The sequence below is a fragment of the Nocardia transvalensis NBRC 15921 genome (assembly GCF_000308875.1).
Classification (GTDB): Bacteria; Actinomycetota; Actinomycetes; order Mycobacteriales; family Mycobacteriaceae; genus Nocardia; species Nocardia transvalensis.
In genome coordinates this window covers 191,408-205,623 of the sequence record NZ_BAGL01000063.1, presented here as the reverse complement: position 1 = coordinate 205,623, position 14,216 = coordinate 191,408, and the positions used below count along the sequence as shown (strand labels likewise).

General features: G+C 69.3%; 11 protein-coding genes. 8 read left to right on the top strand and 3 right to left on the bottom strand.

Features of this window, described 5'->3' with window-relative positions:
- The first annotated feature begins 84 nt into the window (after window positions 1–84).
- The 5 genes from ON41_RS22860 (at window position 85) to ON41_RS22840 (ending at window position 7,108) form a co-directional block, all read left to right on the top strand.
- The gene (locus ON41_RS22860) at window positions 85–2,901 is read left to right on the top strand and encodes a thioester reductase domain-containing protein (protein ID WP_221332792.1); all 2,817 of its coding nucleotides are present in this window, start codon (window positions 85–87) and stop codon (window positions 2,899–2,901) included.
- A complete protein-coding gene (locus ON41_RS22855) occupies window positions 2,898–3,986 on the top strand; it encodes an alpha/beta hydrolase (RefSeq protein ID WP_051162208.1) in 1,089 nt (362 codons plus the stop codon). The genes ON41_RS22860 and ON41_RS22855 overlap by 4 nt, the downstream gene beginning before the upstream one ends.
- Window positions 3,983–4,891: an SDR family NAD(P)-dependent oxidoreductase gene (locus ON41_RS22850; RefSeq protein ID WP_040749735.1), complete on the top strand. Its 909-nt coding sequence runs from the start codon at window positions 3,983–3,985 to the stop codon at window positions 4,889–4,891. Before ON41_RS22855 ends, ON41_RS22850 begins: the two co-directional genes overlap by 4 nt.
- Window positions 4,892–5,175: 284 nt before the next feature.
- Window positions 5,176–5,997, top strand: coding sequence for an SAM-dependent methyltransferase (locus tag ON41_RS22845; RefSeq protein WP_051162206.1), 822 nt, complete (start codon window positions 5,176–5,178; stop codon window positions 5,995–5,997).
- Between the two features lie 199 nt (window positions 5,998–6,196).
- Window positions 6,197–7,108: an alpha/beta fold hydrolase gene (locus ON41_RS22840; RefSeq protein ID WP_246829585.1), complete on the top strand. Its 912-nt coding sequence runs from the start codon at window positions 6,197–6,199 to the stop codon at window positions 7,106–7,108.
- On the opposite strand, the gene ON41_RS22835 is transcribed toward ON41_RS22840, so the two are convergent.
- The 3 genes from ON41_RS22835 to ON41_RS22825 form a co-directional block, all read right to left on the bottom strand.
- Window positions 7,034–8,629 carry an ABC-F family ATP-binding cassette domain-containing protein gene (locus tag ON41_RS22835; protein WP_040749734.1) on the bottom strand — a complete coding sequence of 532 codons (1,596 nt, stop codon included), beginning with the start codon at window positions 8,627–8,629 and terminating at the stop codon, window positions 7,034–7,036. The two genes, ON41_RS22840 and ON41_RS22835, sit on opposite strands and share 75 nt — an antisense overlap.
- A 326-nt stretch (window positions 8,630–8,955) precedes the next feature.
- Window positions 8,956–9,945 carry a chemotaxis protein CheB gene (locus tag ON41_RS22830; RefSeq protein ID WP_040749733.1) on the bottom strand — a complete coding sequence of 330 codons (990 nt, stop codon included), beginning with the start codon at window positions 9,943–9,945 and terminating at the stop codon, window positions 8,956–8,958.
- A 96-nt stretch (window positions 9,946–10,041) separates the two neighbouring features.
- Window positions 10,042–10,377: a hypothetical protein gene (locus ON41_RS22825; protein ID WP_157185590.1), complete on the bottom strand. Its 336-nt coding sequence runs from the start codon at window positions 10,375–10,377 to the stop codon at window positions 10,042–10,044.
- Window positions 10,378–10,517: 140 nt separating this feature from the next.
- Here ON41_RS22825 and ON41_RS22820 point away from each other — a divergent pair, with 140 nt between their 5' ends.
- The 3 genes from ON41_RS22820 to ON41_RS22810 all read left to right on the top strand — a co-directional run bounded on the left by ON41_RS22820 (window position 10,518) and on the right by ON41_RS22810 (window position 14,172).
- Window positions 10,518–11,324, top strand: coding sequence for a class I SAM-dependent methyltransferase (locus ON41_RS22820; RefSeq protein ID WP_051162204.1), 807 nt, complete (start codon window positions 10,518–10,520; stop codon window positions 11,322–11,324).
- Window positions 11,325–11,422: 98 nt separating this feature from the next.
- Window positions 11,423–12,739 carry a PucR family transcriptional regulator gene (locus tag ON41_RS22815; protein ID WP_051162201.1) on the top strand — a complete coding sequence of 439 codons (1,317 nt, stop codon included), beginning with the start codon at window positions 11,423–11,425 and terminating at the stop codon, window positions 12,737–12,739.
- A 227-nt stretch (window positions 12,740–12,966) separates the two neighbouring features.
- Window positions 12,967–14,172, top strand: coding sequence for a fatty acid desaturase family protein (locus ON41_RS22810; protein WP_040749730.1), 1,206 nt, complete (start codon window positions 12,967–12,969; stop codon window positions 14,170–14,172).
- Window positions 14,173–14,216 lie beyond the last annotated feature (44 nt).

Below are 14,216 nucleotides of genomic sequence, written 5' to 3'. Positions count from 1 at the left end.
GCGCCACCGACATCGACGTCCCAGCGCTGGACATCGTGGTCTCACCGGAGCACCTCCGCACCTTCCGCTCCTGGGACCACTGACATGAAAGGCATCCCCGTGGACCCCCACTCCCGCGCCGAATACATCGAAACCGGCACCCGCCCCACCACCTCCATCACCGACCTCCTAGCCCGAGCCCGCCCAACCCCCACCCCCGAACACCACCCTCCCACCGACCCCCCGACCAACACCGAGCCCCCCGCGGACATCGCTCCTCCCACCGCCGCCGAGCCTTCTGCGGACATCGAGCCCTCTGTCGAGGCCGAGCGCCTGAGCGATATCGAGCCTTCTGCGGACATCGAGCGCCGGGCCGAGGCCGAGCCCTCCGGCAACACCGGGCTCTCTGCCGATGCCGAGCGCCCGGCCGATGCCGAGCCTTCGGCCGACGCCGAGCCCTCCGTCGCCGCCGTGTGCTCTGGGGAGGGCGGGCACTCGGCCGACGCCGGGCCTCCTGCTGATGCCGTGCCCTTTGCGGAGGATGAGCGCCCAGCTACTGTCGAGCCTTCTGCCGATGCCGAAGCTTCTGCGGACATCAACCCCCCGGCCGACATTCAGACCTCTTCCCACGCCCAGTCTGCTGTCGCCACCGAGGATTCGGTGGATGCCGAAGTCGTGGCCGTGGATGAGGGTGCGGCGGATGGTGAGTCGGAGGTCGTGCCGGACTGGGCGACGAGTGTTCCGCTCGTATCCGCTGTCGAGAACATCCCTCGGCACCGCGTGGATTCCGGCTTCGAGTCCGCCGCCGCGGCCGACCCCGAGGCTGGTGCTGCCGTCGGGTGGACGGTGGAGGGGCTGGCTGCGGCGATTACGGAGGTGGCGAATCGGTTTCTCCCCGCGCCCATGACCTCGGAGACCGATTTCTTCGATGCCGGGGCGAATTCGGTGGCCGCCGTGGAGTTCGTCGCGGCAGTGGGGCGGGAACTCGGGGTCGAACTGGGGCTCGACGACGTGTTCGCCGACGCGCGCCCCCGGCGGCTGGCACAGCGCTGGCTGGCGGCGAACGGGGGAGAGGCGGGGGCCTCGCCGGTCGTCACGACCACCGTCGCCACCGACGACGAGGAGCTGCGGCGGATCATGGCGGATGTCGCCGGCGCCGACAGCCTGCCGTGGGTCGGCGCGCCGGAGAAGGTCGCGCCGCGCCGCATCCTGCTGACCGGGGCCACCGGATTTCTCGGCAGTCACCTGCTGCTGGACCTGTTGCGGCACAGCGACGCCCATGTCGCCTGCTTGATCCGCGCGGAGGACGACGAGGCGGCGCTGTCCCGGCTCGGGAATGCGCTGGCGAGCTTCCAGCTGCCCTGGTCGGCCGAGGTGCGGCGGCGAATCACCGTCCTGCCGGGTGACATTCGCCTCCCGCGGCTGGGCCTGTCCGACGAACGCTGGGAGGCGCTGGCCGCCGAGGTGGATGCCATCGTCAACGTGGCCGCGGCCGTCGACTTCCTGCGCGGCTACTCCTCACTGCGGCAGAGCAACGTGCTCGGCCCGCTGACCCTCGCGGAACTCGCCGCCACCGGCAAAGCCAAACCGCTGCACCACATCTCGTCGGTCGCGGTATTCAACGAACTAGGCATCGAGTCGATGGGCGAGGACGACCCGGTCGCGCACATCGACAAGCTGGGCGCCGGATACGACAAATCCAAATGGGCCGCCGAGGCAGCCCTGCGCCGCGCCCGTGAACACGGCCTGACCGTCACCCTCCTGCGCCCCGGCGGCATCGGCGGCAACACCACCACGGGCGCCTACAACCCGCACGATATGAGCAGCGCGTTCAGCGGCGCCTTCACCCGGTTCCGCACCGCGCCCGCGTTCACGTATCTCAATGTCGCCCCGGTCGACTGGGTCAGCCGCATCGCGGCGGCCATCGTGGGCGACCCCACCGCCTGGGGCTACAACTACCACCTGACCGGCGTACCCCGCACCCTCGACGACGTGGTCCGCGACATGTCGATCGCCGGAATGCCGCTGCGCGTGCAGCATTGGGACGACTGGCGAACGGAAACGTTGCACCGCATCAGGTCCGAGAACGTGCCCGCACTGGACTTCCTGGGCCGGATCCTGGAAAGCCCCACCGCCGTGCAACTCTGTGAGGCGACCGTCAGCACGCCCCCGGCGACTTGCGACCGCACCCGGGCCTTCGTCGCCAGGAACGGGCTCCCGCCTGTGCGGCCGTACGACTCCCGCGCCCAGCAGGCGACCCTGGAGAAGCTGGCCGCCGACGGCTTGGCCGTGCTGCCGCAACCTACCGACGCCCCGCATCTCTGGTTCTCCGAGACCATGGAGGGCACCGTCGGCGACGCGCCCTGCACGGTGGCCCTGACCCTCTCGATCGCCAGCATGTACCAGCTCATGACCGAGCGCCGCGTAGACGTCAGCGGCGAGATAACCTGCACCGCACTACATCCGGACCCATTGACGGTGGAGTCGGGCGCCATGACCGTGCGCCCGCAAGCGGGAATCCCGCGCCGCCACGGCCTGCGCCACCCGCTGATCAGCTACCGGCTGCGCCTGCGCGACGCGGACGGGCAGCCCTGGTGGCTGGACGGGCAGAAGACCGCCCTCGCCCGCCGCGACTGGTGGCGCCAGACCCGCGCCCTGACCGTCGAGATCGGCCGCGAGGGCGAACCCGCCACGGCGACAGGCGAAGTCGTCGTCCCCTCCGACAGCTACGTCTCCGAACAGATCGACGGCGTGCACACCAACCCCGACCTCACCGACCGCGAACGCCGGACGGCGAAACTGCTCTGGCACGGCTGGCTGTACTCGCAGGTCGGCCTCGGACTGGCGGAACCGGCCCTGCGCGCCGCCGCCGAACTGCTCGATCTGCGCAGCGACGCCCGACCGAAGGAACTCGACCGATGACGCTGTTCCCCTCCACCGAACTTCCGCCGGCGACCGAGATCCCGCTGCGCGCGACCGACGGCACGGTCCTGCGGCTGCGCCGGATCGACACCGGCGACGCCGGCCGTCCGGCCGTGCTGCTGCTGCACGGGCACTCCGCCTCCTCGGAGATGTTCCTGCTGCCCGAGATCCGGAACCTGGCCGCCGCCCTGGTCGACGCCGGTTACGAACCGTGGCTGCTGGATTGGCGCGGCAGCTGCGCGCTGCCCTACAACGAGCGCGGCGCGCGATTCACCTACGACGACGTCGCCGTCTACGACATCCCCGACGCCATCGCGCGGATCCGCGACGAGATCGGCGGGCGCCCGCTGTATGTCGTGGCCCAGTGCATCGGCGCGCTCACCCTCTCGATGAGCCTGGCCGCCGGGCTGGTGCCCGGCCTCGCGGGGGTGGTGGCCCAGGGCGTCTTCCTGACACCCAAGATGAGCGGCTCCGCCCGGCTGCGCGTGGCGATGGGCGGCGAGCTGCTGCGCACCCGAATCGACCACATTCCCACCGACTTTCGCAAGGTCGGGCTGTGGTCGCGGTACACGCCGCTGTACGCCGCGATGTCCCGCCGCGGCGAATGCCCCGATCCGACATGCCGTCTGGTCCACAAGAACTGGGGGATGGGCGGCGAGCTGTTCGTGCACCGCAACCTGCATCCCCGCACCCACGACCGGCTGGCGGAACTGTTCGGCCCGGTGCCGCTGTGGATCCTCCCGCATCTGCGGCGAGTCGAGCTGGCGCACACCATGGTTCGCTGGCACGAGCGCGACGACCGCTACCGCGCGCTGCCCGACAACGCCCTCGACCACGCCGACCGCATCGACTGCCCGGTCCTGCTGCTGGCGGGCAGCGAGAACAAGTTCTGGCAGGACTCCAACCGGCTCTGCCACGAGGTCCTGACCGCCCGCCACCCCGAACTCGACGTGACCTACGTCGAGATCCCCGGCTACGGTCACTTCGACACCTTCGCCGGCCGCGGCGCCGCCCTCGACGTCTTCGGCCATATCCTCGACTTCCTGGACACCCACCGCACCACCCACGCACTGGAGAGACGATGAGCGACCAGCGCACGGTCCTGATCACCGGCGGCACCGGCAGTCTCGGCTACCGCACGGCCGAGGCGATCCTCGCCGAGGATCCGGATGTGACGGTCGTCGTCTCCGGCCGCCGCGGGGTCGAGGACGCGGCCCTGGGCCTCGGTGATCGCGCGGTCGGGCGGCCGCTGGATCTCGCCTCGCTGGACGATGTGCGCCGCTTCGCCCGCGGCTTCGGCGATCTGGACGTCCCGCCGCTGCACGCGATCGTCTGCAATGCGGGTATCCAGGTCGTCTCGGGGAGCGTCGTCACCGCCGACGGGTTCGAGCAGACCTTCGCCGTGAATCATCTCGCCCACTTCCTGCTGGTCCGCGAACTGCTTCCGGCGGTCGCGGCGCCGGGGCGAATCGTCTTCGTCGCCAGCGACACTCACGACCCCACCAAGCCCACCGGCATGCCGAGCCCCCGGTACACGACCGCCCGGGAGCTGGCGCGTCCCGGCGAGTCCACCGAGAAGCCCGGCCCGCTCGGCCGCCGCCGCTACACCACCTCGAAACTCTGTAATGTCCTGGCCGCCTACGAATTCGCCCGCAGGCTGGACACCGGAGCCACGCCGCGGATCACCGTGAACGCCTTCGACCCGGGCCTGATGCCCGGCACCGGACTCGGCCGCGACTACCCCGGAATCCAGGGTCTGGCCTGGCGGTATCTGCTCCCGGCCCTGACCGTGGTCCCGGGCATCAACGTGCACACGGCCCGGCAGTCCGCGCGGGCCCTCGCCCGCCTGGTTCTCGACCCCGGCCTCGCCGACACCACCGGCCGGTACTTCTCCGGCCGCCGCGAAATCCGCTCCTCCGCCGACTCCTACGACACCGGCAAGGCCGCGGACCTGTGGGACACCAGCGTGGAACTGACCGAATCGGCGTAGCGCGGGCGACAGCTCAGATGCAGATGCTGATGCTTACCGGGCCGAGTGGGATGGTCACGCAGATCGATGCCGAGCCGAGGATGGGGGTGGGGAGATGGAACATGGGTGGTCCTCCGATGACGCGGGTTGCTCGGCGTCCACTCTTCGCCGACTTCCCGGGGAGCGCAACTGTGAACCGTCCCGAGTGCTGAACGTATTCGCGCACAGGTGATTTCAGTGCTGCCCTGACGTACCACACGCCCTACACTCACCCCCAGGGCCAGTAGGCGGAGAGTAGGAGAACCATGTCCGGCAAGTTCGAGTCCACCGACCCCGGCGAGATCCAGGTCCCGCTCGGTACGGCCACGGCCGCGCGCATGTACGACGAGGCGCTCGGCGGCAAGGACAACTACGACGTCGACCGCGCGGCCAATGCCCGCCTGTACGCCACGATCGGCGAGGACCGGGTCCGCTCCACGGCGATGGAGAACCGGCGGTTCCTCGGGCGGGCGGTGCGATTCCTGTCCCGCGAGTGCGGGGTGCGGCAGTTCCTCGACGTCGGGTCGGGGCTGCCGACGGTGCGTAATACGCACGAGATCGCCATGGAGGCCGATCCGCAGGCGCGGGTCGTCTACGTCGATATCGATCCGATCGTGGCCGCGCACGGTGCGGCGCTGCTCAGCGGCGGCAGCACCCGCGTCATCACCGCCGATATGCGCGAACCGGATTCGGTCCTCGACCATCCGGTGGTCGGGGAGATGCTCGACTTCGACAAACCGATCGCCGTGCTGTTCGTCGCCGTCTTCCACTTCGTCACCCCGGCGGAGGACCCGGCCCGGATCGTCTCGGCGTTCCGCGCCCGCCAGGCGCCCGGTTCCTACGTCGCCATCTCCCACCTGACCACCGACGGCATGTCCGACGACGAGCAAGCAGGCTGGCGCGCCGGATTCGACGGCGCCACCGTCCCCCTCGTCCTCCGCAGCAAAGCCGAGATCGGCGACCTGTTCGCCGGCTACGAACTGGTAGCCCCCGGCCTGGTCCGCCCCTGGCAATGGCAACCCTTCGGCGAAGACTCCCCCCGAACCACCTCCCTGTACGGCGGCGTCGGCGTCAGATCCGGATCCTGATGCGCTGGAGCCGGATTCGCTCGGCGTGCGGAAGGAGGGCACCCCCGGACGAAGGCCGCTGCCCGGCACGTGTTCCGCTGTACGCTGCTGACCGGTTGCCGGGCAGCGCATTCGGGTGGAGCGTCGCGAAGGAGGGAGCACGGTGCGGAAGGTCGATCCGGCGAGGTCAGGGGGGCACAGTCAGGGGGACGGTGTGTGGGTGACGACCTCCGACGGGCGTAGGTTGCACGCGATGGTGCTGCCGGGGCCGGAGGGGGCGCGGGGGCCGGCTGTCGTGTTCGAATCCGGTGCGGCGGTGAGCCGGTCGTTGTGGGCCTTGATCCAGCCGCTGGTCGGGGAGTGGTCGCGTACGATCGTGTACGACCGTTCCGGGCTCGGTCGTAGTGCGCCCGATCCGCGGTCGCGGACGCTGGAGAGGATGGCCGGGGACCTCGGGGAGGTGCTCGACCATTTCGGGGCGGGGCCTTATGTGCTGGTCGCGCACAGTGCGGGTGGGCCGATCGTGCGTGCCGTGGCCGCCGCGAAGCTCGAGCGTATCGCGGGGCTGGTGCTGGTCGACCCGACCGACGAAGGTCAGGACGCGTTGTTCACCAGTGCTTTTCGCAAATCGGAACGGCGGATGCTGAGCTTCCTGCGCATCGCGGCGCGGACGAAGGTGCTGCCCTACTTCTACCGGTCGACCCTCGCGGCGCTGCCCCCGGACGCGCGCCGGGATATGCGGCGCGAGGGCTTCACCGCCCAGGCCATGCGGACCTTCGCGGACCAGCAGCGCACCTACCTCGACGATGTCGCCGCCTACCGCGAGAATCCCCCCGCCCTGGGCGATCTCCCCGTCACGATCATCTCGGCGGGCCGCGCGGGCAGCGGCATCGGCGAGGACCTCCGCACCACCCTCAACGCCGCCCACGCCCGCAGCGCCTCCCGCTCTCCCCACGGCCGCCACGTCATCGCCGAACACTCCGACCACTACGTCCTGCTCAGCGAACCCGACCTCGTCGCCGACGAGATCCGCCGCCTCACCACCCCGCCCGTTCCGCTAGAGGGAGCCGCGCGGGAGCATGTGGCCGTCCGGATCGAGTTCCACGACGGTGTCGATGCCGATCCTGCGTAGGAACGGGTTGTCGTGGCTGACGACCAAAAGCGCGCCGCGGTAGGCGGCCAGGGCCTCGACGAGTTGTTCGACGCTGCCGATATCGAGGTTGTTGGTCGGCTCGTCGAGGATCAGCAATTGCGCCGGGGGTTCGGCGAGTAGTAGGCGCGCCAGCGAGACCCGGAAGCGCTCCCCGCCGGAGAGCGTCGAGACCGGACGCTCGACGCTGCTGCCGCGCAACAGCAACCGCGCCAGCTGATTTCGGATCGTGGCGGGCGGCGTGGTCGCGGCCACCGCGTGGACGTTCTCGAGTGCGCTGGCCTCTTCGTCCAGCCCGTCGAGGCGTTGCGGCAGATACCCCACGCGGTCGGTCAGCAGCGTGCCGCGGTCCGGATCGCGGCCGTGCAGCAGGTTCTCGATCAATGTCGACTTGCCCGCACCGTTGGGCCCCACCAGGGCGACCCGTTCCGGCCCCTGCACGACGATGTGCCGGTCACCGTCCCGCAGTTCCGCGATTCGCCTGCTGCGCGGCACATCCGGGTCCGGCAGTTCGAGATGGATGTGCTCCTCGCGGCGGACGCGAGACGAGGCGGCGTCCACAACCTCCTGTGCCGCACGCAGTTTCGCGTCGAGTGTGGTTCGCATCGCCCCGGCCGAGGCCTGCGCCTTACTGGCGCGATTGCCCGCGAGAATCCGCGGGATACCGCCGTTCTGCTGCGTGTTCCGGCCCGTGCGCTCGCGCCGGGCGAGTTTGGTCTCGGCCTCGACCCGCTGCCGCTTCTCGACCTTCAACGCCTGCTCAGCCGTCCGCGCTGCCTGCACGGCCGCCGCCTGTTCCTGCTCGACGTGCTGTTTCCAGGCGCTGTACGGGCCGCCGAACACCTCGAGCGTCGCGTCGTGCAGTTCCGCGGTGGCGTCCATATGCTCCAGCAGTTCGAGATCGTGGCTCACCACCACGAGCGTGCCCGGCCACGCGTCCACGAATCCGGCCAGCGTGGCGCGAGTTTCGCGATCGAGGTTGTTGGTGGGCTCGTCGAGCAGCGTGATCGGGGTCCGCCGGATTCGCAGGCCGGTGATCGCGACGAGGACGGCCTGCCCTCCGGAGATCTCGCCCACCTTGCGATCGAGATCGGCGGCGCCGAAACCGATCTCGTGCAGGGCCTCGTCGGCGCGGGCCTCGATATCCCAGTCGTCGCCGACGGCATCGAAGTGGTGCTCGCCGGTCTCGCCGGATTCGATCGCGCGCAGTGCGGCGAGTGTGTCCGCGACACCGAGCAACTGGGCGATGGTGTCGTCGTGGCCAAGGGTCAGGGTCTGCGGCAGGTAGCCGACCTCACCGGCCGTGTCGATGTGGCCGGAGGTCGGTGTCAGGATTCCGGCGATCAGGCGCAGCAGCGTCGATTTGCCGGCGCCGTTGCGGCCGACCAGGCCGGTGCGCCCGCCGGTGAACGCGCCGTCGAGCCCGGACAGCGCGACGGTCCCGTCGGGCCATTCGAACGACAGATTCCGCAGCGTGATCGCCGAGTTCGTGGATGTGGACATGGGGTGGCTCCTCCTGCTCGCGAACGAGCGCGCGAGGTACGGGACAGGACTCGAGGCAGCGAAGGCGGAACCCGGGGCACGACCTACCGCGGCGGGTGCACTCGGCACCCGCGCGGGGGAAATATGTGATGTGCGATATCCGGGGGAAGGCCGCCGTCGACCGGGCGGCTAGAGTCTGTCGACCTCGATGAGCACGCCCCCACACTAGCACCGCCCGCGACCCGGGATTCGCTACCTCAGCGCATGGCGCTCGGCGCGAAAGTCCGCGCGATATTCTCGCCGCGCACGGGCTGGAGGGTGGAGGTCACGGTGGCTGGTGCTACCAGTCACTGATCGGATTTGTACAGCAGGCGGCGCAGGACCTCGGCGGCCCGGCCGTGCTCGGCGCTCAGGTCGGCGTACTGCTGGGCGACTCGTTCCTGCCCGCGGCGGGTGGCATCGGCCGACATGCGCTCGGACAGCCGCTTCTTCTCCTCGAGCGCCCGGAGCGCGGTCCACAGCGACCGCTGGATCTCCAGATCCTGTTCGGCCAGCAGGGCGCGCACGGTCCAGGCGTGGCCGACGCGGCACCGGTACCGTTCGGGGTCTTCCGCCGCGATGAACAGGACGCCACCGCATTCGGGACACCCCAGCCCGGACGGCGGCATCAGCGTCGAGACCTCCTCGGATCCGCCCTGTTCGCCCGCGTCGATCCGAGCCTCGAGGCGGTCCGGGCCGGTGACGGGCGGGGCCGACACCGGCACCCGGTCGCGCATGGCCTCGTTCACCGCGATGCCGATCTTCCCGGCCGGCAGCACGTAATCGACCGCCGCGGTGGCGAGCGCGCTGTCGGGCATGACCCGGTAGTCGGCCTCCTCCGGATCCTGGACGACGCCGAGCCCGCCCCGCGCCTTGATCAGGCCCAGCCCCGCCGCGCCGTCGTCGAGGGATCCCGACAGCACCACGCCGGCGGCGCGCGGGCCCCATTCGATGGCGGTCGAACGGAACAGGGCGTCCACTCCCGGCCGATGCCGGTTCTCGGTGGGCCCGCGCGACAACCGGATCCGGCCGTCCGACACCAGCAGGTGATGGTCGGGAACGGCGGTGTAGACCGTCCCCTCGTCGAGCGCCGCACCCTCGCGGGCGTACACGGCGGGCAGCGGTCCCGCCCGGTCCAGGATCGCGGGCAACGCGCTGGTGCCGCTAGGCGGCATATGCAGCACGACCAGTACGGCCGCCGGTAGATCGACGGGCAGGCCGCCGACGAATTCACGCAGCGCCGCGACGCCGCCCGCCGACGCCCCGACCGCGATCACGTACAACGGCGGTCCAGTCATACCCGTCTCACCTCCCGCAGACGACTTTGGTCCGCGCGTACCCGCACAGCCGCGACACAATCACACCCGATGTCGGACGCCCGGCGGGGCGAGCGATCAGGGCACGACGGCGTACGCCCGCACCACGAATTCGTCCGTCGCGCCGGAGGGCTGAGAAATATAGAAACCGCGGTGCGACAACGACTTTCGCTCGCGAGGGATGGCCGTCCGCGAGCCGGAGACGATATTCGACAGGACCGGCCGGTCCAGATTGGCCCGCACATCCGCCATCACGCTGAATCTGATCCCCGCGCTGTCGGGTTCGGTGCGCCAGACGAGTTCCCGCGCGCCCTCCGGGATATCCGCCAGCACGAAGTTCTCGCTCGACCGACCCTGCTGTCCCGATCGGGGACGGCATTCCGATCGAACCTCGGCAACCACGACCTCAGCCATCCCTTGTCTCCCTCATGCGTGACAGACCGCTCAGCGGCTCGACTCTACCAACGGGCATCGACCCCAACAGGATTCCCGACATGCGGGGGAATGACCGCGGGACTGTAACACGGCCCAATGGGGGTGATTACGGTGCTCGTATGACACGCGACGCCGCACCCGAATATCCGCCCGGCCCTTGCGGCTTCGACGCCGAACTGCGATGGCATACCGAGGCGCTGCGCCGGGCGTGGGATATCCGGCCGAACGACGCGGTCCTCGATATCGGCTGCGGATCGGGGCAGACCAGCCGTCTGGCCGCGGGTGTCGCGGGCAGCGTGCTGGGGGTCGACATCTCCCCATCGGCCATCGAGCGGGCACGGGCGCTGGCGGCAGGGCTGGACAACGTCACGTTCGAACTGGCCGACGCGCAGGGCCACGACTTCCCGCGGCAGTGGTTCGACCTGGCGATCAGCAGGTTCGGCACGATGTTCTTCGCCGATCCGCGCGCCGCGTTCGCCAATATCGCCGGGGCACTGCGCCCGGCCGGACGCCTGGCGATGCTGGTCTGGCAGTCGCGCGAGCGGAACGAATGGGACGTCGCCATCCGCCGATCCCTGGGCGTGGACGGTCCGGACGCCGCGTACGACGGTCCGGACGCGTTCTCGTTCGGCGACCCGTCGGCCGTGGAGGAGATCCTGACGTCCGCCGGGTTCGCCGACATCGCCTTCGCGGATGTCCACGAACCCGTCTACTACGGACACGACGTGACCACCGCCCTCGAATGGGTCCACGGCTTCACCTACACCTCGGAGGTGCTGAAGCGGCTCGAACCCGACGACGCGGCCCGCGCGGACGAGCGCCTGCGCGAGACGCTCGCCGCCCACCGGACCGACCGAGGCGTCCTGTTCGATTCCCGCGCGTGGATCGTCACCGCTCACCTCGCCCGCCCCTCGATCGCTCGCTAACGTGAACATGTGCCCGATTTGTGCATTTTGCACCAAGCTTGCCGTCGATTCTGGCTCCGCGACCCATTCCAGCGCCGCGCAGCCCTGGTTAACCTCGGATGCGTGGCGAGGACGTACCGGCAACACTGGTCGGGCCGCGGGTGACGCTGGAGCCGACACCGTCCGAGGTGGCCGCCCTCGTCGTGGATATCGGTGCGGGGCTGCGTGCGCGGGATTCGGAGATCGCCGAGACGATGACCCGGCGGATCACCCACGAGATCACGCACACCCGTGGCGATCCGCGCCTGGCGAGCCTGCGCGCGGCCAGTATCCACGCCAACGTGTCGACCATGATCGAGATACTGGCCAACGACATCCCGCTCGGTCACCTGCAACCGCCGATGGCGGCGGCCGAATACGCGCGGCGCGTCGCGCAGCGGGAGATTCCGTCCAACTTCCTGGTGCGCTCGTACCACATGGGCCAGAACGCCATGATGCGTATCTGCTACGACGAGATCGGGCGGCGAGATCTGCCGACACTGTTGAGCCTGGCCGTTGTCGAACGGCTCACCGAAGTCGTCTACTCCTACGTCGACTGGATCGTCCTGTATGTCCTGGAAACCTATGAGGCCGAGCGCGCGCGGTGGGTGAACGCCCGCGGCACCGTGCACTCCGCTGCCGTGCACCCGTTGCTGTCGGCGACGCCGCCGGATCCGCTGGGGTTCGAGGCCGAGACCGGGTACGGGCTCGAACGGACGCATCTGGCGGTGATTCTGTGGTGTCTCGACGGCGATGACGCCGAGACGCTGAATCTGCTGGATTCGTGCGCCCGATCGCTGGCATTCGCGTCGAATACGGACGGGCCGCCCCTCGTGACCGCCATCGACCGGCGCACCATGTGGGCGTGGTTTCCGTTCGCCTCCCGGTCCACCGTCGATCCCGACGGCCTGCGGTCGGCCGCCGAGTTGCCGGAGGGAGCGCGACTGGCGATCGGGTTGCCGGGCTGTGGGCTCGACGGATTCCGTCGCTCCCATCAGCAGGCCGCCGCGGCCTATTTCGTGGCCACCGTCCCGGGCACCCCGTGCGATCACCGGACGATCGGATTCGGCGATCCCGGCGTGGCGGTGGTTTCGCTGCTGGCCAAGGATCTGGACGCCACTCGCGAATGGGTGCGTGAGGTACTGGGCGCGCTCGCCGACGACACCGATCAGGCCGCCACCCTGCGGGAAACCCTGGGCACCTTCTACGAGATCGGCGAAAGCCACGTGCACACGGCGCAGAAGATGATCCTGCACCGCAACACCGTCAAATACCGCATCACCAAGGCCCTCGCCGCCACCCGGACCAACGGGACCTCCCACGAGAAATTGGATATCGCCCTGGCCCTGCGGATCTGCCGCTTTCTCGGTGCCGCCGTGCTCCGTCCGCCCGCCTGACCGGAACCGTCTCGTATCGGCATTTCCGACACTTTATCCACGGCTCACATACGAGCGCACTTCCTTTGTTCTCGATGCACAATACCGTTTCCGGCGATACCGTCCGGTAGTTCCTCCCATTCCTGGAAAATCGACCGGGCGACGCTAAATTTCGATGCGTCGATCCCCGCGCCGGGACACAGTGGTCTTCAGGTCGACGAATGTTCCGACCAGTGCATAGGAATTGTGTGGCTATCACGGATATCAAGGAATTCGCCCATCTCACCGAAAACGACGTGGCGACCTTCGGCGCCGAGCTCGACGGTATCCGGCGAGATATCGAGCAGTCGCTCGGACAGCGCGACGCGGACTATATCCGGCGAGCGATCACGCTCCATCGCGGTCTCGAGGCGGCGGCGCGAGGGCTGTTGCTCGCCGGACGGTACCGGGCGCCGCGACTGGCCGGGACGGCGCTGCTGGCGGCGGCCAAGATCATCGAAATGATGGAGCTCGGCCACAACATCGGCCACGGTCAGTGGGATTGGATGAACGATCCGGAGATCCATTCCACGAGCTGGGAGTGGGATTTCGTCGGCCCGTCGGCCCACTGGCGGCGCGCGCACAACCACGTGCACCACACCTACACCAACGTCTACGGGATGGACGCGGATCTCGGTTTCGTGGTGATGCGAATGACCCGCGACGAGCCGTGGCGGCCGATTCATCTGATGCAGCCCGTGGCGAGTGTGGTCGTCGCGGCCGGATTCGAATGGGCCATCGCCGTGCACGACTGGGCGCTCGAGCGACGCCACACCGGTGTGTCGCGCCGCTCGTTGCGGTCGAAGCCGAATATCGAGTTCGCGCGCAAGATCGGTCGCCAGCTGGGGAAGGATCTGCTGCTGTTTCCGATGCTGAGTGGCCGCCGGGGTTTCCGGCATACGGTCGCGTCGAATGCGGCGTCGCTGCTGCTGCGGAATCTGTGGTCCTATCTGGTGATCATGTGCGGGCATTTCCCCGACGGCGCCGAGAAATTCACCGTCGAGCAACTGCGGAACGAAACCCGAGGTGAGTGGTATCTGCGGCAGGTGCTGGGGTCCGCGAACTTCACCGCGGGACCCGTGCTGGCCTTCATGAGCGGCAATCTCTGCTACCAAATCGAGCACCATCTGTTTCCGGATCTGCCCAGCAACCGATATCCGGAGATCGCCGAGCGGGTCCGCGGCCTGTGCGACGCCTACGACCTCCCCTACACCACCGGCTCGCTACCGGCGCAGTTCTGGCAGGCCGCCCGCACGGTGTGCACACTCGCGCTGCCCGACCGGCTGCTGCGCGGCACTCCGGACGACGCCCGGGAAACCAGATCGGAACGGAAATTCCGGAATGTGCCGGCCGGCCCGATCACCGGGGTCCGACGAGGGCTGCGCACCGCTCTCGCGGCCGCCGGCGAACGCTGACGCGGGGCGGAAGGACAATGACAGTGCACGAACAGTTTTCGGCT

Coding starts and splice junctions, on each gene's coding strand:
- ON41_RS22860 (WP_221332792.1), top strand. CDS start 85: ATGAAAGGCATCCCCGTGGACCCCCACTCCCGCGCCGAATACATCGAA.
- ON41_RS22855 (WP_051162208.1), top strand. CDS start 2,898: ATGACGCTGTTCCCCTCCACCGAACTTCCGCCGGCGACCGAGATCCCG.
- ON41_RS22850 (WP_040749735.1), top strand. CDS start 3,983: ATGAGCGACCAGCGCACGGTCCTGATCACCGGCGGCACCGGCAGTCTC.
- ON41_RS22845 (WP_051162206.1), top strand. CDS start 5,176: ATGTCCGGCAAGTTCGAGTCCACCGACCCCGGCGAGATCCAGGTCCCG.
- ON41_RS22835 (WP_040749734.1), bottom strand. CDS start 8,629: ATGTCCACATCCACGAACTCGGCGATCACGCTGCGGAATCTGTCGTTC.
- ON41_RS22830 (WP_040749733.1), bottom strand. CDS start 9,945: ATGACTGGACCGCCGTTGTACGTGATCGCGGTCGGGGCGTCGGCGGGC.
- ON41_RS22825 (WP_157185590.1), bottom strand. CDS start 10,377: ATGGCTGAGGTCGTGGTTGCCGAGGTTCGATCGGAATGCCGTCCCCGA.
- ON41_RS22820 (WP_051162204.1), top strand. CDS start 10,518: ATGACACGCGACGCCGCACCCGAATATCCGCCCGGCCCTTGCGGCTTC.
- ON41_RS22815 (WP_051162201.1), top strand. CDS start 11,423: ATGCGTGGCGAGGACGTACCGGCAACACTGGTCGGGCCGCGGGTGACG.